22 protein-coding genes and 1 tRNA gene are annotated in these 24,565 nt (G+C 34.0%); 14 read left to right on the top strand and 9 right to left on the bottom strand.

Annotation, left to right across the window (positions count from 1 at the left end; all coding sequences use genetic code 11):
• Window positions 1-11: 11 nt before the first annotated feature.
• Window positions 12-2,399, top strand: a complete 2,388-nt coding sequence (locus J8H85_RS15010; protein WP_209656028.1) for a TonB-dependent receptor domain-containing protein — start codon at window positions 12-14, stop codon at window positions 2,397-2,399.
• Window positions 2,400-3,135: 736 nt separating this feature from the next.
• On the opposite strand, the gene J8H85_RS15005 is transcribed toward J8H85_RS15010, so the two are convergent.
• Window positions 3,136-4,143 (bottom strand): 3-oxoacyl-ACP synthase III family protein, encoded by a 1,008-nt coding sequence (locus J8H85_RS15005; RefSeq protein ID WP_209656027.1) that lies wholly within the window; start codon window positions 4,141-4,143, stop codon window positions 3,136-3,138.
• A 300-nt stretch (window positions 4,144-4,443) separates the two neighbouring features.
• Here J8H85_RS15005 and htpG point away from each other — a divergent pair, with 300 nt between their 5' ends.
• The 8 genes from htpG (at window position 4,444) to J8H85_RS14965 (ending at window position 13,332) form a co-directional block, all read left to right on the top strand.
• On the top strand, window positions 4,444-6,351 hold the full coding sequence (htpG, locus tag J8H85_RS15000; protein ID WP_209656026.1) for a molecular chaperone HtpG: 1,908 nt from the start codon (window positions 4,444-4,446) through the stop codon (window positions 6,349-6,351).
• A gap of 204 nt (window positions 6,352-6,555) precedes the next feature.
• The gene (locus J8H85_RS14995) at window positions 6,556-7,248 is read left to right on the top strand and encodes a DUF4377 domain-containing protein (RefSeq protein ID WP_209656025.1); all 693 of its coding nucleotides are present in this window, start codon (window positions 6,556-6,558) and stop codon (window positions 7,246-7,248) included.
• A 30-nt stretch (window positions 7,249-7,278) separates the two neighbouring features.
• Window positions 7,279-7,728 (top strand): FKBP-type peptidyl-prolyl cis-trans isomerase, encoded by a 450-nt coding sequence (locus J8H85_RS14990; RefSeq protein WP_209656024.1) that lies wholly within the window; start codon window positions 7,279-7,281, stop codon window positions 7,726-7,728.
• 175 nt (window positions 7,729-7,903) lie between these two features.
• On the top strand, window positions 7,904-8,539 hold the full coding sequence (locus J8H85_RS14985; protein WP_209656023.1) for an MOSC domain-containing protein: 636 nt from the start codon (window positions 7,904-7,906) through the stop codon (window positions 8,537-8,539).
• Window positions 8,540-8,621: 82 nt separating this feature from the next.
• Window positions 8,622-9,581, top strand: a complete 960-nt coding sequence (locus J8H85_RS14980) for a tRNA dihydrouridine synthase (RefSeq protein WP_209656022.1) — start codon at window positions 8,622-8,624, stop codon at window positions 9,579-9,581.
• 259 nt (window positions 9,582-9,840) lie between these two features.
• Complete coding sequence (locus J8H85_RS14975) at window positions 9,841-12,024, top strand: B12-binding domain-containing radical SAM protein (protein ID WP_209656021.1); 2,184 nt, start codon at window positions 9,841-9,843, stop codon at window positions 12,022-12,024.
• A gap of 100 nt (window positions 12,025-12,124) precedes the next feature.
• Window positions 12,125-12,751 (top strand): DUF5343 domain-containing protein, encoded by a 627-nt coding sequence (locus J8H85_RS14970; protein ID WP_209656020.1) that lies wholly within the window; start codon window positions 12,125-12,127, stop codon window positions 12,749-12,751.
• A complete protein-coding gene (locus tag J8H85_RS14965) occupies window positions 12,748-13,332 on the top strand; it encodes a Swt1 family HEPN domain-containing protein (RefSeq protein ID WP_209656019.1) in 585 nt (194 codons plus the stop codon). Before J8H85_RS14970 ends, J8H85_RS14965 begins: the two co-directional genes overlap by 4 nt.
• A gap of 48 nt (window positions 13,333-13,380) precedes the next feature.
• On the opposite strand, the gene J8H85_RS14960 is transcribed toward J8H85_RS14965, so the two are convergent.
• Window positions 13,381-14,244 (bottom strand): bestrophin family protein, encoded by an 864-nt coding sequence (locus J8H85_RS14960; RefSeq protein WP_209656018.1) that lies wholly within the window; start codon window positions 14,242-14,244, stop codon window positions 13,381-13,383.
• Between the two features lie 286 nt (window positions 14,245-14,530).
• Between J8H85_RS14960 and J8H85_RS14955 the strand changes: the two genes are divergently transcribed.
• Window positions 14,531-15,769 carry a DEAD/DEAH box helicase gene (locus J8H85_RS14955; protein WP_209656017.1) on the top strand — a complete coding sequence of 413 codons (1,239 nt, stop codon included), beginning with the start codon at window positions 14,531-14,533 and terminating at the stop codon, window positions 15,767-15,769.
• Between the two features lie 100 nt (window positions 15,770-15,869).
• Complete coding sequence (locus J8H85_RS14950) at window positions 15,870-16,802, top strand: sterol desaturase family protein (RefSeq protein WP_209656016.1); 933 nt, start codon at window positions 15,870-15,872, stop codon at window positions 16,800-16,802.
• Window positions 16,803-16,836: 34 nt separating this feature from the next.
• On the opposite strand, the gene J8H85_RS14945 is transcribed toward J8H85_RS14950, so the two are convergent.
• Complete coding sequence (locus tag J8H85_RS14945) at window positions 16,837-17,502, bottom strand: M15 family metallopeptidase (RefSeq protein WP_209656015.1); 666 nt, start codon at window positions 17,500-17,502, stop codon at window positions 16,837-16,839.
• A gap of 44 nt (window positions 17,503-17,546) precedes the next feature.
• Between J8H85_RS14945 and J8H85_RS14940 the strand changes: the two genes are divergently transcribed.
• Together J8H85_RS14940 and J8H85_RS14935 are read left to right on the top strand one after the other, a co-directional pair.
• Window positions 17,547-17,906, top strand: coding sequence for a DoxX family protein (locus J8H85_RS14940; protein ID WP_209656014.1), 360 nt, complete (start codon window positions 17,547-17,549; stop codon window positions 17,904-17,906).
• 586 nt (window positions 17,907-18,492) lie between these two features.
• On the top strand, window positions 18,493-19,194 hold the full coding sequence (locus J8H85_RS14935) for a DUF4369 domain-containing protein (RefSeq protein WP_209656013.1): 702 nt from the start codon (window positions 18,493-18,495) through the stop codon (window positions 19,192-19,194).
• 138 nt (window positions 19,195-19,332) lie between these two features.
• Here J8H85_RS14935 and J8H85_RS14930 read toward each other — a convergent pair.
• Window positions 19,333-19,406 (bottom strand) — tRNA-Thr (locus J8H85_RS14930).
• A 60-nt stretch (window positions 19,407-19,466) separates the two neighbouring features.
• Complete coding sequence (locus J8H85_RS14925; RefSeq protein WP_209656012.1) at window positions 19,467-19,736, bottom strand: hypothetical protein; 270 nt, start codon at window positions 19,734-19,736, stop codon at window positions 19,467-19,469.
• A 437-nt stretch (window positions 19,737-20,173) separates the two neighbouring features.
• Here J8H85_RS14925 and J8H85_RS14920 point away from each other — a divergent pair, with 437 nt between their 5' ends.
• Complete coding sequence (locus J8H85_RS14920; RefSeq protein ID WP_209656011.1) at window positions 20,174-20,542, top strand: hypothetical protein; 369 nt, start codon at window positions 20,174-20,176, stop codon at window positions 20,540-20,542.
• 53 nt (window positions 20,543-20,595) lie between these two features.
• On the opposite strand, the gene J8H85_RS14915 is transcribed toward J8H85_RS14920, so the two are convergent.
• The 4 genes from J8H85_RS14915 to J8H85_RS14900 form a co-directional block, all read right to left on the bottom strand.
• Window positions 20,596-21,006, bottom strand: a complete 411-nt coding sequence (locus J8H85_RS14915; RefSeq protein WP_209656010.1) for a 6-pyruvoyl trahydropterin synthase family protein — start codon at window positions 21,004-21,006, stop codon at window positions 20,596-20,598.
• The gene (idi, locus tag J8H85_RS14910) at window positions 21,003-21,527 is read right to left on the bottom strand and encodes an isopentenyl-diphosphate Delta-isomerase (RefSeq protein ID WP_209656009.1); all 525 of its coding nucleotides are present in this window, start codon (window positions 21,525-21,527) and stop codon (window positions 21,003-21,005) included. The genes J8H85_RS14915 and idi overlap by 4 nt, the downstream gene beginning before the upstream one ends.
• A gap of 124 nt (window positions 21,528-21,651) precedes the next feature.
• The gene (locus tag J8H85_RS14905) at window positions 21,652-23,610 is read right to left on the bottom strand and encodes an OmpA family protein (protein ID WP_209656008.1); all 1,959 of its coding nucleotides are present in this window, start codon (window positions 23,608-23,610) and stop codon (window positions 21,652-21,654) included.
• Window positions 23,611-23,621: 11 nt separating this feature from the next.
• The gene (locus J8H85_RS14900; RefSeq protein WP_209656007.1) at window positions 23,622-24,557 is read right to left on the bottom strand and encodes a PorP/SprF family type IX secretion system membrane protein; all 936 of its coding nucleotides are present in this window, start codon (window positions 24,555-24,557) and stop codon (window positions 23,622-23,624) included.
• Between the last annotated feature and the right edge of the window lie 8 nt (window positions 24,558-24,565).

The following is a 24,565-nucleotide window of genomic DNA, read 5'->3' as shown; positions in this document are numbered from 1 at the left end:
ATCAATCAAAAATGAAAAATCTCTTTATTGCGTGTGCTTTATTGTTTTCAATAATTAACACAACCCATGCAACCAATCCAAAATCACCCGACGATAAAACCGGTACCATATCCGGAAAAGTATTAGACGCCACTCTAAAGCAACCCTTACCGTATGTAAATATCATAATAAAAAATGGTAAAGATGAAGTTTTAACAGGAGGTATTACATCTGAAGATGGCACTTTTAACATTGAAAAAATTGAAGAAGGCAAAATTATAGTAAGCATTCAGTTTATAGGTTACAAAACTTTAAGAAAAGAAGTTTCGATTTCTAAAAACAATTACAATATAAACTTAGGAAATATATTTCTAGAGGAATCTGCTGAAAGTTTAGACGAAGTTACTGTAGTGGCCGAAACTTCAACCATTCAACAAAAAATAGATAGAAAAGTAATTACCATTGGCAAAGACTTAACCACCATTGGTGCTACCGCTTCAGAAATTATGAACAACCTACCTTCTGTTAACGTAGATAGCCAAAGTGGTGCTATTAGTTTAAGAGGTAATGAAAATGTACGTGTGCTAGTTGATGGTAAACCTACTAATGTTCCTGCTGCCCAATTATTAAAACAAATTCCATCTACCTCTATAAAAAGTGTTGAATTGATCACCAATCCTTCTGCAAAATACAATCCCGAAGGCATGAGTGGCATCATTAACATTGTACTGCATAAAAACGCCAATATTGGGTTTAATGGTAGTTTTAATGTTGGTTTAGCCCAGGAAGTAAATGCCAATTTTAACAGTTCTATAGATATGAATTACCGCAACGGAAAATTTAATTTCTATGGCAACTACGGGAATAATATAGGTAAAGGCAGAAACTTTGGATTTGTAAACCGTTTAGATGATGACACAAAACAATTATTTTACGGATTAGATTCAAACAAATCGCATCTTTACAAAATAGGTGTAGACTATTACATTAATGAAAAAAACACATTTTCAGTGTATACCAACCAAAACCTATACAACGGAAAAAGCAACAATATGGCCAGCGTAATTTTCTTGTTACAAAACCAACCGGATTTTAGACAAGATAATTTTAGCGATTACGGAAATAACACGGAAACTTACAATGCATCCTTTACGCACGACTTTAACAAAGAAGGCCATAAAATACTATTAGAAGCCGATTACAGTGTGTTTAACAGTGATGAAAATGCTAGTTTTAAATTTAACACGGCGCCTTCGTATATAGATTTAGTAAAAAACAATAGAGAAAACATCATTGTAAATTTAGACTATGAAAATCCTTTAAAGAACGAAGCTAAATTAGAATTGGGTCTGGAGTACAGAAACAACATTTCTAAAAACTTTTACAATACTACCAGCACCTTTTTATACAATTCAGATTATGTATATGAAAGAAGTATTTATTCCTTCTACGCCACTTTTGGAAAAACCCTAAATAAATGGTCATATCAAGTAGGCGCTAGAATAGAACAATATGATGTGCAGGCAGATTTTAAACAAGACACACAAGCCGATGCAACCTTTACCGATGAAAAATTCAGCATCTACCCATCTACCTTTTTAAGCTATAAAACTTCTGAAAAAGGCACCGTACAATTAAGCTTTAGCAGACGCGTAGATCGCCCTGGACTGGAACAAATAAACCCCATTAGAGAATGGAGCACCCCAAGAATTACATCGGTTGGAAACCCCGAGTTGGTACAACAATTCACCAACTCCTACGAATTGAATTACACCAAACAAATAAAGGGCGGAAGCATTACTGCAGGTGGTTTTTATAGAACTATTGAAGACGAAATTAGTAGAGCTGTGTATTACGACCCACAAGACCCCAACGGAGATAGGTTCATCCTTACCTATGATAATTTCGACAATAATTCTGCCTACGGATTTGAAGCATCAAGCAACTACAAACCCCTGAAATGGTGGAGTTTTAACGCCAGTACCGAATATTTTCTTAAAACCGTTAAAGGCGTTGTTGACAATGAAAACGTAGAAGTTGATAATGCTGTTTTTAATGTAAGAATGAGTAATAATTTTACAGTGACCGAAAAATTAAGCCTCTCGTTATTTGGTATGTTTAGAGGTCCCGATGAAGGCCTGCAGTTTAAGAGAAAAACAATGACCATGGTTAACACTGGTTTACGCTACACTTTTTTAAACGAACAAGCCACTTTTAGCTTTAGTTATAATGACATATTGAATACCATGAGATTTGCTTTTGACGGTGACAGACCTTACCCATCGGTTGGAGAGTTTAATTGGGAAAGCAACCAATGGCGTATTGGATTTAACTATAGATTTGGAGGCAACAAATACCGCGCTTTAAGTAGAAAACAACGTGATGACAACGAAAAAAGTGGCAGCGGTGGCTTTATATAAAACTCATTTTTAATACCCTACATTATAATGGATGGTTAGTGTGATGTTAGGTTGTTAAATAAGAAAACCCAAAGTTGAAAAATTTTGGGTTTTCGCCTTTTAGTATCCATTCATTAAAAATGTTAATAAAAAAATTTTATTCATACAATATACTCAAAAACAATACGTTATAATAGCATACAATCTAGCCAACGAAAGAATAATTATTTAAAGAGTTAGTCACCTTCACATAAAAAGTTTCGCTATAAAGATTTGTATAAATAATAATAAACTCGAATGTCTCTGTTCGAGTTTATTTTTTTTTGATTTCTTCATAACTACTAATATCTGATGTCACCTCGAGCATTGCCGAAGACAAAACGTGTTTTGGCTGAAGGAAGCTCGCGAATCGAGAGGTTATTCAATGAACTTGAGCAATAATAAGGTCTCGACTTTAGTTTATCTTGAGCGCAGTTGAAAGTCTCAATCTGACATAAAAATTGAATTATTACCAATAACAGATAACTAGATTTTTTTTATGTAAAATGTTAAAAATGAGTTAAATATAAAATTAAGCGCAATGTTTTTTAATGTTATACGTCTTATATTATAGATTCTTCAATAGTTAAGTGTTAGTTGAAGTTGATTAATAGCTAGAAAAGCCCGAAACTCTTTGTTCCGGGCTTTTCGTATTTTAAAAGGTTCGTTTTATTTAAAAAATTTATTCCAGCAAATATTGAGATTTATATTGCAGGCATTAAGCCCATTTAATAATGGCACTTCCCCATGTAAAACCGCTACCAAAAGCAGCCAACACTACGTTGTCACCTGCTTTTATTTTGCCTTCTTCCCACGCTTCAGTAAGCGCAATAATTACGGAAGCTGCCGTGGTATTTCCATATTTCATAATATTATTAAAAACTTGATCGTCCCTTAATTTAAATTTACTTTGAATATATTGGGCTATTCGTAAATTAGCTTGATGCGGAATCAACATATCAATATCTTCTTTTTGAAGTCCGTTTTTTTGTAAACCTTCAACAATAACTTCACTAAAGCGCACTACGGCATGCTTAAATACAAAAGTACCATCCATATATGGGAAATATGATAAGTCTTCTTCTCCTGCTTCTATTATTTCGGGTACCCAATGGGCAATACTAGGTGATGCCACAATTAACTTATCGGCATATTTACCTTCACTATGTAAGTGGGTGGACAATATGCCTTTGGTATTATCTTCTTCTCTAGTTAACACGCAAGCCCCTGCTCCATCTCCAAAAATAACCGTTACCCCACGGCCTCGTGTTGTTTTATCCAATCCGTTACTGTGGTATTCAGCACCTATAACCAAAATATTTTTATACATGCCGGTTTTTATAAACTGGTCTGCCACCGATATGGCATACACAAAACCCGAACATTGGTTTCTAACATCTAAAGCTCCAACGGTTCGCATATCTAACAAATCTTGAATTTGCACCCCACAACCTGGGAAATAAAAATCGGGACTTAAGGTGGCAAATACAATAAAATCGATATCATCTTTAGTCAATCCGGAGCGTTCAATGGCTATTTTTGCAGCTTTTGCTCCCATAATTGCGGAAGTATCATCGGTGCCTTCTTTTATCCATCGTCTTTCTTTAATACCAGTTCGTTCTTGTATCCAAGCATCATTGGTATCCATTATTTTAGATAAATCATCATTTGTCACCACATTATCTGGCACATATTTGCCTAATCCTATTATTTTTGAATTGTACATTTCTTTCTTAATTTATACACACAAAGTACAACAACTCAAACAAAATTCCAATAACCAAAATATAAATCCCAAAAAGAAAACATAAATTCCAAATTCCAATAGAACAATTAAATTCTCAGCAATTGAAATTTGATATTTATAACATTTGGTATTTACTTTTTTTTTATAAAAAAGTCGTGTCAGTTTGTCACCTTTTCACTCTTGGTACTTTTTTTGACTATTCACTTGGTAGTAAATTAAAACTATAAATTAATCAGATTCCCTTCTTCTGAAGGAATGAAAAATTAAAACAATTATATTATGACAAAAGGAAGTATTAATGTATCGGTAGAAAATATTTTTCCACTCATTAAAAAATTCTTGTATAGCGACCACGAAATATTTTTGCGTGAGCTTATTAGTAACGGTACAGATGCCACTTTAAAACTAAAGCATCTTACAAGTATTGGAGAGTCTAAATCAGAATACGGCAATCCACAAATTGAGGTTAAGATTGATAAAGAAGGCAAAAAACTTCATGTTATTGACCAAGGTTTAGGTATGACTGCTGAAGAAGTAGAAAAATACATAAACCAAGTTGCTTTTTCTGGAGCTGAAGAGTTTTTAGATAAGTATAAAGATTCTGCTAAAGATTCTGGTATTATTGGACATTTTGGTCTTGGTTTCTATTCAGCATTCATGGTAGCCGAAAAAGTAGAGATTATAACCAAATCTCATACAGGAGCACCAGCTGCACATTGGTCTTGTGATGGGTCTCCGGAATTTACCTTGGAAGAAGGTACTAAAGAAGATAGAGGTACTGAAATCATCCTTCACATTGCAGATGATTCTACCGAATTTTTAGAAGAAAGCAGAATTAGAGAACTGTTATTAAAATATAACAAATTCATGCCTATTCCTATTAAATTTGGAACCAAAGAAATTAACGACCCAGAGCACGAACCTGCAACGATTAAAGATAAAGACGGTAAGGAAACTAAAGAACCTCATCGTAAAATCACAGTTGATAACATCATCAACAACCCTACTCCTGCTTGGACAAAACAGCCAGCAGATTTAGAAGACAAAGATTATAAAGACTTCTACCGCGAGTTGTACCCAATGCAATTTGAAGAGCCTTTATTTAACATCCACCTAAACGTAGATTATCCGTTCAACTTAACTGGTATTTTGTATTTCCCAAAATTGTCTAACGACATGCAAATACAAAAAGATAAAATCCAACTGTACCAAAATCAAGTTTATGTTACCGATAACGTGGAAGGCATTGTTCCTGAGTTTTTAACCATGCTTCGTGGTGTTATCGATTCTCCAGACATTCCATTAAACGTATCACGTAGTTATTTACAAGCTGATGGTGCGGTTAAAAAGATTTCATCTTACATCACCAGAAAAGTGGCCGATAAATTAAAATCGTTATTCAATAATAACCGTGAAGATTTTGAAGCTAAATGGAACGATATTAAAATTGTGATTGAATACGGTATGCTTTCTGAAGAAAAATTCTTTGAAAGAGCAGGTGATTTTGCACTGTACCCAACCGTAGATGGCACCCATTATACTTACGATGAATTATACAATAAGATAAAAGCAAACCAAACTGATAAAGATGATAAGCTTGTTATTTTATATGCTTCTAACAAAGATGCGCAACACGCCTACATTGAAACAGCTAAAGCAAAAGGTTATGAGGTACTGTTGTTGGATTCGCCCATTGTATCACATTTAATCCAAAAACTAGAGACTTCTAAAGAAAACATCTCTTTTGCTCGTGTTGATGGCGACCATATTGATAATTTAATCAAGAAGGAAGAAACCAAAATTTCTAAATTGACCGATGAACAAAAAACTGAACTTGAAACGCTTTTAAAAGAAGTGATTCCTTCTGAAAAATTCATGGTACAATTAGAATCTATGGATAGTGATGCGTCACCATTCATTATCACACAACCAGAATTTATGCGCCGTATGAAAGAAATGCAAGCAACTGGTGGTGGTATGAATATGTTTGGCAATATGCCAGAAATGTACAACTTGGTAGTGAACACAAACTCTAAATTGGTTGGTGAGATTTTAGAAACCAAAACAAAAGCCAAACAAGAGCGTTTAATTAACCAAAGTTTAGATTTAGCGCGTTTATCTCAAGGCTTGCTAAAAGGTGAAGAACTTACCAAGTTCATCAAACGTAGTTACGAGATGATTAAATAGATTTTTAGACTGTTTAGATTTATAAACAGTTCAAAACTGAAATAGTTTCAGTATTTTATAAAAACCAAAACCACTTTGCAAAAACAAAGTGGTTTTTTTATGGCCTAAAATATAAAATCATATAATAACATTTCTTTAACTTAAAAACTATAAAATTGGCAAGACCTTTGAAATTCATAAAAAAATCAATACAAAAAAGAAACTATGTCAATTTTAAAACCAATTACCGCCATCATACTTTTAGCTATTTTAAACACGTCTTGTTCATCTACAAAATCAAATACGTATTGGGTAAATAGTACCAAAAAAAAATGCGATTCAGGTGCCGGAAAAACACAATGCCTACAAGTTTTTAAAGGTGATGATTTAGAACAAGCACAATGGACTTATTTTTATGCCCCTATAGACGGATTTACTTTTGAACCCGGTTACTATCAAAAAATTAAAGTTTCAGAAACTCCTAAAGAACAAAAAAACATACCTGCTGATGCGTCTTCCATCTCATACAAACTTATTGAAGTTCTTGAAAAAAAACAGGACACAAAAATAGCGTTGCATGATATTTGGGTAGTGACACATATTAATGAAGAAGCCATTACTTCAACAGAAAAAGCACCAAGTTTAGAAATAAACCTTACAGAAATGAGAGTGTTTGGTAACGACGGGTGCAATAATTACACAGGCGATATTAAAGATATAACTTCAGAAAACATAATATTTGGCGCCATAGCTTCAACCAGAAAAATGTGTTTTGATATGAATATTCCCGATACATATAATGAAGCATTAAACAATGTAGTAAGCTACCAAAGAGACAAACTAAATCTATATTTTTACGATGAGAACGGAAACAGAATACTTAGCTTTAAAAAGGTAGACAAATATGCTTTTGCATAAATGGATTAAATTATATTTGCTAAAAAAAATATGAAAAACATTTTATTATTAACCGTTGCTCTAGTGCTATTTACAGCTTGTAGCAAAGATGAAACGGTAGATTATGTAGTTAAAAACGATGAACAAATTCAAGCGTATATTGCTGAAAACAATTTAACAGCCCAAAAAAGCAGCTCGGGTTTATATTATGTTATCGATACTCCGGGCACAGGCGCACAACCTACCACCTCTAGTAATGTAACCATTGCATATAAAGGTTATTTTTTAAATGGTAATGTGTTTGATGAAAATACTGAAGGATACACAACGAACTTAAAACAGGTTATAAAAGGGTGGACCGAAGGGATCACCTATTTTAAAGAAGGCGGCAGTGGTATATTGTTAATTCCTGCGCATTTAGGTTATGGAAATGATGATTATTATACCATTCCTGGTGGTTCTGTATTAATTTTTGATGTAGAACTCCTATCGGTTAATTAAAGGCTAATTTTTACATTTTATACGAAGAGGCTGTCTGAAAAGTGTAGTTCTATGCCATATTGAGCTTGTCGAAATATTTCAATTTACCGATGATCAATATCGGTTTCGACAAGCTCAACCTGACAAATAAAATTTTTGCACTTTTCAGACAGCCTATTTTTATTATTTTTAATCCATGCAAGTCATATCCACCAACATAGCAAAACCTACCACCATTATTTTTGATGGCGAAACAGTTATTACAGGCATCTACAAAACGCCCACAAACCAACCTATTTATTTAGGTAAAGAAACCGTTAAGGGTGATGAAGTTTCAGATAGAGAAAACCACGGTGGCGAGTTTAAAGCATGTTATTTGTTTTCAGAAAACCATTATGCCTACTGGAAAAACCTATACCCGAATTTAGATTGGAATTGGGGCATGTTTGGCGAAAACCTAACCGTAAAAGATTTAGATGAAACAAAAATTCATATAGGTGATATTTACAAACTAGGTTCGGCATTGGTACAAATAACCCAACCGCGAGAACCTTGTTATAAATTTGGGGTAAAATTCGGCACACAAAGAGTTTTAAAACAATTTGTTAAACACGGTTGCCCCGGTACCTACGTTCGTATTTTAGAAGAAGGCTTCGTAAAAACAGGCGACCATTTCCAACTTATAGAAAAAGCAAAAAACAGCTTAACCACAGCGCAGTTTCATAAATTGCTTTTTTCTGAAAACAGAAATCAAGACCACCTAAAATTAGCAATAAATATCGATGCACTTCCTCAATACAAAAGAGATAAATTAAGTGAGTATATAAAATAGCCATTAACAGCGAATTCGTAATTCACAATTCGTAATTCGTAATTCATATTTCCCCCCTATATTTGCACAACACAATTTTCAAATGGCCATCACATTACTTTCTTCCCCGTTGCAGGGTTTTACCGATTTTAGGTTTCGCAACGCCTTCCATCATTTTTTTGGTGGCATCGATACCTTTTACGCACCCTACATTCGGTTAGATGGTAAAATGGTTATAAAGTCGTCGTACCAACGCGATTTAAACCCCGAAAACAATGCCACATTAGAAGTTATTCCGCAAGTCATGACGAATGATGCCGACGAGTTTTTATTCGTTGTTAAATACATTCAGGAATTGGGCTATAAAGAACTTAACTGGAATTTGGGCTGTCCTTACCCCATGGTTACCAAACAAGGCATGGGCTCCGGACTAATATGCAACCCCGAAAAAATAAATCACATTTTGGAACGCGCACATAACGAAACCGACGTTGTCGTGTCCATGAAAATGCGCATGGGTTACGAAAACCCTGAAGAAATTTTAGATGTATTCCCCATTCTTGATAACTATCCGCTTAAAAACATCGCCATACATGCACGTATTGGCAAGCAACTGTACAAAGGCGGCGTTAATTTAGAAGCCTTTCAAAAATGTGTGGAAAGCACCAAACACAAACTGTATTATAATGGTGATATCACTTCGGTTACCAAGTTTCAAGAGATGCAGGAGCGTTTCCCAAGCATCAACCATTTCATGATTGGTCGCGGACTCATAGCAGACCCGTTTTTACCCAGCATGATTAAAAACAATACTACCGAATACCCCCAAAACCGCTGGCAAATTTTTAGCGAATTTCACGATACCATCTACCAACAATACGATGCGGCACTTTCTGGACCAACCCCTATTAAAATGAAAATGTTGGGCTTCTGGGAATACTTTTCGCAGTCCTTTTCCAATCCGCAAAAAACCTATAAAAAAATCAAAAAAGCAGGCAATAAAAAAGCATACTTGCAAGCGGTTGCTGAAATTTTAAATAGTGAGAGAACGATTAGGAGTTAGGTGTTAGGTGTTAGGTGTTAGGTGTTAGGTGTTAGGTGTTAGGTGTTAGGTGTTAGGTGTTAGGTGTTAGGTGTTAGGTGTTAGGAAAACTAAAAAACCAATTTCAACCAAAACGGTAACTTCAAGAATTTTCACTATCAACTTTTCAACATTGAAACTTTGCAACTTAGATTCTTCGCGGCTTTGCGCCTTTGCGCGATATTGAATGCTACAAGTACAAGTTTTCAATTATATTTGCCATATATTTTAATACCACATTTTGAAAGACCTTTTACTCATCACGCCACCGTTTACGCAATTAAACACACCGTATCCTGCAACGGCATACCTAAAAGGTTTTTTAAATACCAAAAACATTAGTGCATTTCAATCCGATTTGGGCATTGAAGTCATTTTAGAACTTTTCAAAAAAGACACCTTTCAAGACCTTTTCGAAATTGCTTTTGAAAACAACAGCATCCAGTCAGAAAATTGCCAACGCATTTACGCTTTAAAACATGCCTATTTACAACCGTTAGAAGATATTATCGCCTTTCTTCAAGGCAAAAAACCAACACTTGCCAGACAAATTTGCACTGATAATTTTTTACCCCGTGCTTCCCGTTTCAACCAGTTAGACGATTTAGACTGGGCATTCGGTTCCATGGGCATGCAAGACAAGGCAAAACATTTGGCCACCTTGTATCTAGAAGATTTATCCGATTTTATCATTGAATGCATCGATCCCAATTTTGGTTTCAGTCGTTATGCCGAACGCTTGGGGCAAAGTGCCAATGCGTTTGATGAACTCTATGCACATTTACAAGACGAGCCCACTTTTATAGACGACATCACCTTAAAAATCCTAGATGGCAAACTAAAAAGCATCCAACCCAAATTGGTATGTTTTTCAGTACCATTTCCAGGGAATTTATACAGTGCTTTTCGTTGTGCGCAACACATAAAAACCAACTACCCAAACATAAAAGTAGCCATGGGTGGCGGTTTTCCAAATACTGAATTACGGTCCGTAACCGATGTTAGGGTATTCGAATTTTTTGACTTTATCACCTTAGATGATGGTGAATTACCCATCGAATTATTATCCTCCCCCAACCCCTCCAAAGGAGGGGAGTACAAGCGCACTTTTATATTAGAAAACGGCGCAGTCGTTTACAAAAACAACAGCACCAAACCAGACTACAAACAAGCAGATATTGGCACCCCCGATTATTCCGATTTATTGTTGAAAGACTACATTTCGGTTATTGAAATTGCCAACCCCATGCACAGTTTATGGAGCGATGGCCGTTGGAACAAACTCACCATGGCACACGGTTGCTATTGGGGAAAATGTACTTTTTGCGATATTTCTCTAGACTACATTAAAATTTACGAACCCATTGCTGCCAAATTATTGGTAGACCGTATGGTACAACTTATAGAACAAACTGGGGAAACCGGCTTCCATTTTGTAGATGAAGCAGCACCTCCTGCCCTTATGAAAGCCTTGGCCCTGGAAATCATCAAACGGAAATTGACCGTTACTTGGTGGACTAACATCCGGTTTGAAAAAAACTTCACCAAAGATTTATGTTTGTTGCTAAAAGCATCGGGTTGTATTGCGGTTTCTGGTGGTTTGGAAGTGGCTTCGGACCGCTTATTAAAACTCATAGACAAAGGCGTTACCGTAGCACAAGTGGCGCAAGTAACCCGCAATTTTACCGAAGCCAACATGATGGTGCATGCCTATTTAATGTATGGCTACCCCACGCAAACCATACAAGAAACGGTGGATAGTTTGGAAATGGTGCGTCAGTTATTCGAAATTGGCGTGTTGCAATCGGGGTTTTGGCACCAGTTTGCATTAACGGCGCATAGCCCAATAGGGTTAAATCCGGCTGATTATCACATCATTCCCAACACAAAAAACATCACCTTTGCCAATAACGATGTGGACTTTACCGATACCACAGGTATAGACCACAGCCAATTTAGTTTCGGGTTAAAAAAATCACTTTTCAATTTTATGCACGGTATTGGCTTCGACATGCCGTTGCAGGATTGGTTCGATTTTAAAATACCAAAAACCACGATCAATCCCGATTTTATCTACCAGTGTTTAGAAACCGAAACCAATTTCAACATAAAACCCACCGCAAAAATTATGTGGTTGGGCACCAAACCTTTAGTAACCGAACAATCTAAATCGAAAAAAGGCAATACATTTTATTCGCTAAAACTCACCTTTCATACCACAACCGATACGTTTGATATTACTTTAGATAAAGATAAAGGCAGCTGGTTTTTAAACCAATTAGACGCTTTAAACATAAACAACAACCAACTTCCCTCCTTTTCAGAATTAAAAAAAGATTTTGAAACCCAATTTGAAGATTTTGAATTGTTTTGGTTTTCGAAACCTATGAATGTTTTACGGGATAATGGGTTGTTGGTACTGTGATGAATTTTCAGTTTGAATAATCAGAAAAAACATCTAAATTCGTAAATAAAACTATTTCAAAAGTTTATTCAAACATTTCCACGAATTTAAATATAAAAATATGTCATTGATAGAAAGCTATTTAATTACAACTAAAAATCTTAATTCTATAATCGATAGCGTAGTAAATGCTCAGGCTCCTGATAAATTTACAACCGCATTTATAGAGCAATTGGGATATAAAAGTACGAATGACCGTCTTTACCTAAAGTTATTTAAAGATTTAGGCTTACTTGATGGAAATGGGGTACCAACAGAAACTTATTTTGCATTTATAGATCAGACAAGAACAAAAAAAGTCCTAGGAGAATGTATTAAAGATGCATATTCCGATTTGTTTCAGCTTAATAAAAACGCTCAAAAAATGACAAAGAGTGAAGTCAAAAACAAAATGAAAACTATTTTCCAAGGTAGAAAAACTGACAAAGTTCTTGATTTAATGGCAAATACTTTTAAAGATTTATCTAATTTGGCTGATTTCTCAAACACTTCACTTTCTAAAATTGACTCTCAGGAATATCAAACTGAGGAAGAACCAAAATACGATAATCCAAAACAAATCGGAGAAATTATTAATAAACAAATAACCACGGAAATGCATTATAACATTCAAATTCATCTTCCAGAAACAAAAGACATAGCTGTTTTCGACGCTATTTTCAAATCATTAAAAGAGCATTTATTATGATCTCTGACCCTCTATATTCTTTTGTTTTTAAAGGAATTCTAACAAAACAAGCCTTAGAAAGCACACAAGCAAAAGATAAAAAATCATTTAGTAAAGTTGATGAGGATCAAATTAACAATCTTCTTTGTATAAATGAATTACCAGAAGAATATGTGGCTAATTCTAAAAAAATGTCTTTTGTATATACGGCAATTTGTGCTTTTGAAAATAGTATTAGAGAATTTGTAACTCAAAAACTTGTTGAAGAAAAAGGTGCGGAATGGTGGGAAGAATGTGTACCCAATAAGGTTAGAGAAAAAGCGGAATCGAGAAAAGAAGAAGAAGATAAAATCCGATGGCATACCCAACGAGGAGATAAATTTATAAACTACACCGAGTTTGGAGATTTAATAACAATAATGCGTGGAGATAATTGGGTATATTTCGAACCACATATTATATCCTTAGAATGGGCACAACAAATTATAAAAACTCTTGAAAGGTCTCGAAATGTAATCATGCATAGTGGCGACTTATCTGAACAAGATTTAGCACGTATAGGGACATTAATTAGAGATTGGATTAGGCAGGTTGGAATCTAAAACTAACAAAAAATTTAACACCTATAACAAGTTATATTTTATGCCCTATCAAAACACCTCCTCCACATGTTTTTTAATATTTGCTGCTATTTTTTCAATGGGCAAATCGTTGGCATCAAAACCAAAAGGGTCTTCAATTTCTTCGGCAATTAATTCTAAACTTGCCAATACATAAAAAACAAAAACCACCACGGGTACGGCATAATAGCCTAAGCTAAACACGTAGCCAAAAGGCAGGGTCATGATGTAAAAAAAGATGAATTTTTTAATAAACGCACTGTACGAATACGGAATGGGTGTGTTTTTAATACGTTCGCAAGCGCCACAAATATCGGTAAACGATTGTATTTCGGCATTTAATATAATAAGCTGGTCGCCCGTAATTTTTTTCTGTTCGTATAAATCGTTCACCTTTTGGAAAATCATTTTAGCCACTTGGTTTGGGTGGTGTGTGTGTTTGTCTATCTGTAAATGGACATCATCAAAAAGTTGCAAGCTGGTTTCTTTGTTGGTTAAATGTTTCACCAAAATAGAAGCATAACTTGGTATTAGCTTTTCAAAATAGCTTCTATCGTGTTCATCTTTTAAAATAACATGCAGTTTTATGGCTAAATTTCGGCTGTTGTTTACCAATGCACCCCATAATTTTCTGCCTTCCCACCATCGGTCGTAAGCCGTATTGGTTCTAAAAACCAACAATAAGGAAATTACAAACCCCAACATACCGTGCATAACCGTAATGTTTGACAAATGGTTTTTCTCAGAAAGTTTCCAATATTCAAGTTCCAAATAGCCTACGCCGTAGGTATAAATACCGATGAATATCATCAAAGGAAACAATTTCCTAAATGTATCCGACTTGTGAAATCTAAAAATAAAGGTAATCCAATCTTTGGGGTTGTATTGTACCATAGGTAATTGCGCTTCTTATTATTTGATTGTAAAATTAGAAAATGTTAGGTCCAAAAAGAACCCTTTGTTTGTATTTATTTTTCTTTGCCAAATGGGTGTTCGATGTCACACTGAGCTTGTCGAAGTGCCATTTTAAAAGTCTTCGACAAGCTCAGACTGACATAATGCAATCAATTGACATATATTTAACATGAAAAAATAGTTTCATAATAAACTTTCAAATTACACACAACGGGTGAAAATTACCCGATTAACTTTTATGTATCTTTGTAGCAAATTATAATTCATGTCATTTAAAGACTTACAACTTAACAGACCTATTTTAAGAGCCGTTGCCGAGGCAGGTTACGACAACCCAACTTTGGTACAAGAAAAAACCATTCCTTTAGTTTTGGCAAAAAAAGACGTGATTGTGTCTGCCCAAACTGGTACCGGTAAAACCGCTGCTTTTGCATTGCCTATTTTACAAATGTTGTTCGATAAGCAAGATGCCACTAAAAAAAGTAAAAAAATCAGAGCGTTGATAGTAAGTCCCACACGTGAATTAGCCATTCAAATAAATGAAAATTTCAAAAAATACAGCACTTATACCAACTTAAGAACAACGGTTGTTTTTGGTGGTGCTTCTATAGAACCTCAAATAGATGTTATTAGAAAAGGGGTTGATATTTTAATTGCAACCCCGGGGCGATTGCTCGATTTGCACAAACAAGATGTTGTAAACCTTGATTATATTGAAACCTTGGTTTTGGATGAAGCCGATTTGATGCTGGACATGGGTTTTATTGATGATGTGAAAAAAATTGAACGCCTTTGCATGCATGAAAAGAATATTTTATTGTTTTCGGCAACCATTCCTTTTAAAGTAGAACAATTGGCAAACACGATTTTGAATGCACCGGAACGTGTGGAGGTGGCGCAAAATTCATCTACGTCAAAAAACGTGAATCAGGTGTTGTATTATGTACCGAAACGCAATAAAATGGAATTGTGTTTACACTTACTAAGAAACACCATTAAAGGCAGTATCCTTATTTTTAGACGTACCAAATTTGGTGTAGAAAAACTGGAACAAACACTAAAGAAAAACGGTTATAAAGTAGATAGTTTACATGGTGATAAAAGCCAGAATTTAAGGGAAGACGCTTTAAAAAACTTCAAAAGCAATAACGTAAATATTTTAATTGCCACCGATGTTGCGGCACGTGGTATTGATATTAATGAATTGGATGCGGTGGTTAATTTCGATTTACCCAACGTACCCGAAACTTATGTGCACCGTATTGGTAGAACCGCCAGAGCCGGAAAATTGGGAACGGCTTATTCGTTTTGTTCTGCCGATGAAAAAACCTATGTACAAACCATTCAGCAACTTATCCAATTGCAATTGGATGTTATTGAAGACCATCCCTATCCGTTAGACCCAAAAGCTAAAAAAGAAATCCACCGAACGCCCGGAAAAAGCAAACATAAAAAAGGACGTAAAAGTGAAGCTTCCAAAAAGAAAAAGAAACGCTGGTACTAAAATCTTCGGAATTCCGTTATTTAATAAGTATCTTCACCAAAAATAAATACATTATCAAAATTCTATTATCCCTTCCAACGCTTCTAAAATTTATTAATAAATGAATTTTACGAATCCGTTAGTGTATGGTATCCCCTGTTTTCTAGGTCTTATTTTATTAGAACTTACTTACAGCAAAACCCACGACCACAAAGACCTTTATAAGTGGAAAGATTTAGGCTCTAGTTTAACTATGGGCATAGGCTCGGTAATTTTAGCACCTTTGGTTAAAACTATTTCTGCCATTATTATTTTCAATTATATTTACGAAGTATGCAACCCCTTAATAGATGGCGTTCGCACCAATATTTTAGGGTACGAATCGTTTGGATATGCTTGGTATGTTTGGATTGCTTGCCAATTTTTAGACGATTTCAGTTATTATTGGTTTCATAGGCAAAACCACATGGTGCGTTTTTTATGGGCAGCCCATATTGTGCACCATTCTTCCGATAATTTCAACTTAGGAACCGCTGTTAGAAACGGTTGGTTTACTATATTATATAAACCGTTTTTTTATATGTGGATACCCGCCATTGGTTTTCCACCGGAAATGGTGATTGTCTGTTTAGGTATTGAGGCACTTTGGCAATTTCAGTTACATTCCACTTACGTTCCCAAAATGGGGATTATTGAAAAAGTTTTCAATACACACACCATGCACCAAGTACACCATGCTAAAAATTTAGAGTATATGGATAAGAATCATGGTGGCTTTTTAAATATGTTTGATAAGATATTTGGTACCTGGAAAGAACTTGATGAGGGTATAGATATTGAATATGGTGTTACAAAACCACCAAATTCTTATAATCCGTTGGTGATTTTAACCCATGAATATAAAGACATTTGGAGTGATATGAAAAAGAGTCCGAATTTATATCACAAATTCATGTATGCCTTTGGGCCACCGGGATGGAGCCATGATGGAAGTACATTGACCATCAAGCAAATGCGAAAAGAATTGGAAACTAGAGAAACCACCTCTTCATAAAAAACCAAAACCTGCTAATTAAAAGGCAGGTTTTTTATTTTACTGGAAAATCGAAATAAGTATTCGGGAATGGTTCGTTTTTTAATGTATAGTGCCACCATTCTTTATAGAAATTCACAAAACCATGTTTGGTCATTACTTCCAACAATAGTTTTCTATTAGCCTTTTGGGTATCGGTAATGTTATTATAATCGGTCCAAGATGCTTTCCCAAAAAAATCATAGGCACTGCCCATATCCAACGGTTCTCCGGTATTGCCATCAATGATTGTAACATCTACGGTACTGCCTTTGCTATGTCCCGATCTTTTAGCAATATAATCTTCAGCAAACAAATTCAATTTATCAACATCAGGATAATAATTTGCCTTGTTAATGGTATCATTCAAATCTTTTGCCCAAGCCATAAAATGGTTTACAGCGCGTTGTGGCCTGTAACCATCATACACTTTTAAACATAAATTTTTATCCAGCAATGCTTTTTGTACTTTTTTCAAAGCCAAAGCAGATTCTTTGGTTAATATGAGTTTATTCGATTGGTAACCATCTACACGCTTACCAACAAAATTGTTTTCAGTATTGTACTTTAAATCTACCTTTAAATCTGGAATGATAGTTTTTACATATACAAAACCCTGTGGCAATTGCGCGAACATTCCAAAACAAAAAAATGCAAATAAAAACGTTATATAATATTTCATATCCAATTCTAATTATGCTAATTTAGAAAAAATTAAATTTTAATATGGAATATCCTTGGCATTTATACGCAATGGCTGCACTTTATATTGTGGCAGGAATCAATCACTTTATAAAACCAAAACTTTATACACGCATTATGCCTTATTATATACCCAAACATAAATTATTGGTGTATTTAAGTGGTGTTGCAGAAGTATTTTTGGGGATTATGGTATGTATCCCTGCGGTAAAAAACATAGCCATTGTTTTTATCATAATAATGCTTTTAGTCTTTTTGTTGGTACACTTTTACATGCTTTCCAGCAAAAAAGCTTCAGCAGGATTACCAAAATGGGTACTTATTTCAAGAATTCCTTTGCAGTTTTTACTTATGTATTGGGCTTATTCTTATTTCGACTTATAAAAGTAAAAAACTTAGGAAAATATAAAGCATAAAAAAACCGAGTTCCCTCAAACTCGGTTTTCTCTCATTTGCTTTTTTTATTATGAAGTAGATTTAGGGTCTCTATTTCAACTACATAATGCAAATATTAATTAATTAATCCATTGAACTAAAAAGTATGTTATTTAGTACTCTTCAAAGATATAATTAAAAATGAATATCAACGATTAAATACATTATAAATCGATAAAATACATATAATTTTAACATTTAAGGATGAAATATTGCATTTCACCGATGAAATACATATTTAAAAAATGATTTTAAATAAAAAAAGCATCCTTTTTGGGGATGCCTTTTTACTAACTAACCAACTAAAATATGAATTACTATTCAAAGTTTAAAGTAACCACTCAATAAACCACGTATGAATTATAATTGTTATTCAAATAACAATTTCTGTGCCAAAAAGCAAAATTCAATTATAAAATAAAAAATAAATTTCAATAAAAACACATAAACTAGGAATCTCAGAAATTAGCAACTAGCTGTTAGCTTTTAAAATATAATTATAAGATATTTGCCTTCTAAAAAATAAAATCAATTAATGAAAAAAGTAGCATACATTTTCCTATCGTTGTTAATTATTGCTTGCAGCAAGGAACAAAACGATTTAACAGTAAAAGTACAAGTAGATGGTTTAAAAAAAGGTGTTATTTATTTAAAGAAAATAAAAAACAATAACCTTATTACTATCGATACAGTTTCAGTAACTGGGCAATCGGATATTACATTACACGCATCAACTTTAGAATCGCCCGAAGTTTTCTATCTATTTTTAGATAAAAACAGTTCTGAGAAAGATAAAATTGAATTTTTTGCTGATAAGGGAATTACAGAAATAAAAACCTTTGTTAAAAGTTTTGGGTTTGGTGCAAAAATTAATGGCTCTGAACAACAAAAAATATTTGAAGAATATAAATTGATGAGATCCCGATTTAATGAACAAGATTTAGATTTGATCAAAGAAAAATTTGAAGCATTAAAAAAAGGCGATACTTCTAAATCCAAGGACATTCAAAAAAAATCGGATAGTAATTTAAAACGTCGTTATTTATTCACCGTTAATTTTGCTTTAAACCATAAAGACAGTGAAGTAGCCCCTTACCTAGCACTCACAGAAATTTATAACGCTCAAGTTAAATATCTAGATACTATAAACAATTCTTTAACACCTAAAGTGAAGGCCTCAAAATACGGGAAGGAATTACAAGGGTTTATTGATGAAATAAAACAATCGGAGAAATAATAAAACACGATATAAAAAGAAAAAAGACCTTTCAGAAAATGAAAGGTCTTTTTTTGGCTTATATAAAAGCTAATATTGAAGGTGGGCCCAAATAATTTAAATAAAAAAGCCTCTCCAAATGGAGAGGCTTAAATTAAGAGCCGATGGAGGGACTCGAACCCACGACCTGCTGATTACAAATCAGCTGCTCTAGCCAGCTGAGCTACATCGGCGTTTTTACGGGTGCAAATATAAACGCAAAAATTAAATTTGCAAGCACTCCAGTAAAAATTTTATGATAATTTATTAATTTTTTCAATTAACGCATTTCCCTTAGTTTCCAACTCTGCGCTAATAGCCTTAAAATGAGCTTTTGGGTTCTCAACATTCTTAGCATTCACTTTAGAAATTAATTCATCAAAAGTAACGATAGCTTCATCAATAACTGCTTCACTCTTTTTTGTGTCTTTGCTTGCGTTCGTTAATTCCCAAACATAAGCTGCTTCTATAATATCACCTAAAACATAATTAATGTCTTTTTTTAGGTTTCTAACATTTGCCATAATTCAATATTTAATTTTGATGCAAAATTACATTAATATTATACAAAATTCTCATAAAAGAACACTAATTTATAAAAAAAATTACTACATTTGGTTTGCAATGAATGCAATAAAGATGTCATATAGCCAAATTTGTAACCGTGTCTATCAACAGGATAAATCGGCTACCCTTTTTATGCTTAAAACCAAAGCTTATATGCATCTTGAATAAACGTTAAATAATACAATTTTATCTATAACTATAAAGGTGCTTTTTTTAAAGGCACCTTTTTTATTTTAAATCAATTAAATCATTAAAAATTATGAAAACACTAAAATCGATTACCCAGAAATTTCAACTTTTATTAAATGCCGTTGTATGTACAAATGTTATGTATAGCACGTACCATACACACCACTTAACACCTTTATTATTATACCCATAAAAAAACAATCTTATGAAAGCACATCATATAAACACCCCATTTTTAGTAACAAAAGAAATAAGTAATGCAAACGGTTTTTTATTGCCTCATGTACTTTACGATAAAATAAAAACGGTTGCCAGTTACCCTGTAAAAGAATTTTATTTACAAGACATTCCTAACATTGGAGATTTCAAATTTAAAATGTACAAAAACGCATTTGTAAACGATAAACTTACCATTCAAGCTCAATTAGTAAAACAAGATAAAGATGGCTATTGGGTAAATATAACCGTTACAAAAGCAAAATCCAATACAAACCACCAAGAACGGATTTGTAGTGCACTGTTCGATTTTCCCTTAGAGAAAACGTACGAAAGCGCAAACAGGACTGCTTGCTAAATAAAATTCCCAAGTTAAACTCTTGGGAATTTCTTTTTTATAAAATGATGTCTTTAATTTCCTGAATATGAAACGAAATTACGAGGGGTTTCATAAAGCGTGATTTCTAAGCTTAATTTAACATCTAGCTTGGGCTTTATTTTGTTGTAAATTACTACTGCAATATTTTCAGCTGTAGGGTTTAAATCTTGAAATTCTGGTACTTCAACATTCAAATTTTTATGATCGAAAGCATCTTCAACTTCATCTTTAATGATGTCTTTTAAAACTTTCATATCAATAACATAGCCTGTTTCTTTATCAATTTCACCAGTAACGCTTACAATGAGCTCGTAATTATGCCCATGAAAATTTGGGTTATTACATTTTCCGAAAATTTCGTCGTTCTTTTCATGTTCCCAATCTTTTCTGTACAAGCGGTGTGCTGCGTTAAAATGCGCCTTTCTACTTACGGTTACCTTCATTTTGCAATATTTATATGTGAGTAGAATTTATCAAAAATTATTTTAAACCATTCGGTGTAAAGTTCTGGGTGTTTTAAAATATCATTTTTAACAGCTTCCAGCGGCATCCACTTCCAGCTAGCAACCTCATCTGGATTGATATTGGGTTCACCGTTATAGGTTCCCAACAAAACATGGTCGTATTCATGCTCGGTTAAGCCATTATCAAATGGCGCTTTGTAGATAAATGAAATGGAATCTTCTAAATCTACAACAAAGCCCATTTCTTCCATTAAACGTCGCTTTCCTGCTTGTATATTGGTTTCACCAACACGTTGGTGACTACAACAAGTATTGGTCCACAAAAGTGGTGAATGGTATTTATGTGCCGCACGTTGCTGGAGCATCAACTCCTTTTTATCATTAAAAACAAATACCGAGAAAGCCCGATGTAACAATGCTTTTTCATGTGCTTCCATTTTTGGCATGGTGCCTATTTGTTCGTCGTTTTCGTTAACAAGAATTACTTTTTCTTCTTCCATAGAAAACAAAATTACAAAATAGACTGTGGTTTTAAGTAGCAGAAAAGTTCTTTTTTATAAAGTATAATACCTTGCCTGCTAATTCAGACAAGGTATTATAAAATTAAACCGTTATTAATTTAAACTATTCCTGAATAATAAACATAGACCGACGGTTAAGTTGATGTGCTTCCTCTGTACACTCTACCCCATTTGAACACTTGTTAATCAATTGAGTTTCTCCATAGCCTTTCGCTGTTAATCTATTTTTACTAACACCCTTATCAAATAACCATTGTAGCGTAGATTTCGCCCTTCTTTCAGATAATTTTGAATTATATGAATCTTTTCCTCTGGAATCTGTATGCGATTCTATATGGATTTTCAAGGTTGGATATTCTTCTAAGGCTGTTAGAATTTTTGCCAATTCAATTTCAGCATCTGGACGAATATCCGATTTATCATAATCAAAATAAATAGGCTGAAGCGTCAATCTACATCCTAAATCGTTAGGCGGACAAGGATCGGAAATTTTTAAGCTCATAGGTATGTTCAAAGTAATAGGCATCTCAATAGTTTTTGGATTCTTTGGCGTTTCTATGACTTGTTCATTTGGGTTGTATCCTTCTTTTTTAGCTCTTATTAGATATTGCTCGCTACAATTTAACGCAAAAGCAAAAACAGCATCATCTCCCACTGTTATTGTTTTTATGATATTGTTATTACTATCTATAAGAGTTACTTCGGCGTTAGGAATTAAATTTCCTGTTCCCTCTTCGGTAACGGGCCCTTGAATGGTAATTTCGCAACGTTCCCAAATTTGGTAAATATCGTCACTTTTACTTCCTTCGTTTCCATCTCTATTGGAAGCAAGGTAGCCTATCCTTCCTTCTTTTATAATAAAACTAAAATCATCCTTCTCACTATTTATTGGGTCACCAAATGTTGATATTTCACCATGTCCCTTTTCTTCTTCAAATAATGTAACAGCAAAAACATCCAAACCACCTATGCCTGTATGACCATCGCTTGAGAAATACAAGTTATTTTCTGCACTTACAAATGGAAATGTTTCTCTTGACGGCGTATTTATAACTTCTCCCATATTTACAGGTTCGGTATAAATATCTTCTCCCAATATTTTTACATACCAAATATCAGACATTCCTAAAGTACCGGGCATATCGGATGCAAAATAAAGTTTATCTTCCTTAGGGCTTAACGCTGGATGCCCCACAGAATACCCATCGCTATTAAAAGGAAGCTCCTTTACATTGCCCCAAGTATTACCGTTTTTAGTTGCTTTGTATATTTTAAGCTTTACTACATGGTTTTTATCTCTACCTTTTTTTCCGTTTAAGTAATTGTTTCTGGTGAAATACATGGTGTTTCCATCTTTGGTAAAAACAGCTGTAGATTCATGGTAAGGGGAATTGATATCGCCCATTAAAGGTTCTGCATTTGTTAAATTTAATTCCTCATCGGGAGTTGCTTCATACAAATCTAAAAAAGGTTGATTGTCCCAACCTGATAGGTCTGCAGACTTATTCACGATAGAATTCATGGAATTACTGCTAGAGGCAAAAACGATACTGTTGCCATAAAATGATGGACCAAAATCTGAATAATTTGTATTGACAGCTATTTTTTCAATTTCGAAGGATTTATCTTGAACCCGCTTTTTGAACAACGGGTTGGCTACATTTTTATAAGAGTTAACGCCAATTGCTTTTCCTCCTTTAGATTTATAAATTCCCATCAACCTTTCATATTCTTCAATTTGCCCCATGGTTTTTAGGCATTTTGCAGCTCTGAAATAATCGGTTGGTTGCGCTTCATCTGGAAATTCCTTTGTAAGATTGTAGTACCATTTTGCAGCACCGGAATATTCACTGTTAAAATAATACGTATCGCCTAATTTTCTATAAATTTCAGCAGAACGGTAACCATTGTCTACTACTTTTAAATAGATTTTACGGGCATCTATATAATCGTACTTATCATATTTTAAGTTTGCTTTTTCCAGTTTAGCTACTTGTGCTGAGATTATCAGGTTAACACCAAAACTCAAAAGGCATAATATTATAAATGTATTTTTTTTCATGGTTTTTAAGTTTAGAAAAATCTTGGGGTTAGTATGCGTTCGGTTTTATTGAACACATCGAATCGTAAAATCAGTTCGTATGAGCCATTACTATATTTCTCTATGTCTGAAGTTTGGAAATCATAGCCCATACCGATAAAGAATTGGTTGTTGATTTGAAATCCTGCCAAGGCGCTAACAGCTGCGTCCCACCTGTAGGCTGCACCAAGCGTGAACTTATCATTAAACAAAAAGTTGGCAGATACATCGGCTTGTAGTGGCGAACCACTAACCCATTTCAACATGGTTGCCGGTTTAAATTTTACGTTTTCGCTTAAATCAAACACATATCCTGCAATGAAAAAGTAATGTAAACGTTCTATGGCAATAGCATCCTCATTACTATTATCAACATTCCCTGAATTATAATGTTCAGATCTTAAGAAATTTGGAACGGACAACCCCAAGTACATTCTGTCTGTATTATAATACATACCTACCCCAACTTGAGGTTGTAATTTTTTATAAACACCATCATCAAATTGCCAATCGGATTCATCGTACATATTCAATTTATTGTAATCTATATTAAAAAAATTGAGCCCTCCTTTTACACCAAATGATATTTTTGAAGTATTTGATACTAGTATGGAATAAGCATAATCAATTACAAAATTAGTCTCGTTAGCTGGACCAATTCTATCGTTTACAATGGAAAACCCAATGGCATTTCTTTTAAGTTCGCCCAAAGGTGAATTAAACGTAAATGTTCCTGTATTTGGGGCTCCGTCAAAGCCTGCCCATTGTGTTCTGTACAACAGCCCTAAACCAAGTGCGTCTTTAGAGCCTATATAACCTGAGTTTACAACTTGGGTATTATACATGTATTGGGTATATTGTGGATCTTGCTGTGAAAAACTTAAATTAACACTAACAAAAACTAATAGAAATAATAAATAATGTTTCATGAGATTTG

Origin of the sequence: Mariniflexile gromovii (genome assembly GCF_017814435.1) — a bacterium.
GTDB classification, from domain to species: domain Bacteria; phylum Bacteroidota; class Bacteroidia; order Flavobacteriales; family Flavobacteriaceae; genus Mariniflexile; species Mariniflexile gromovii.
Note: the sequence above shows the minus strand (reverse complement) of the source record. Positions and strands in the feature narration are given on the sequence as shown.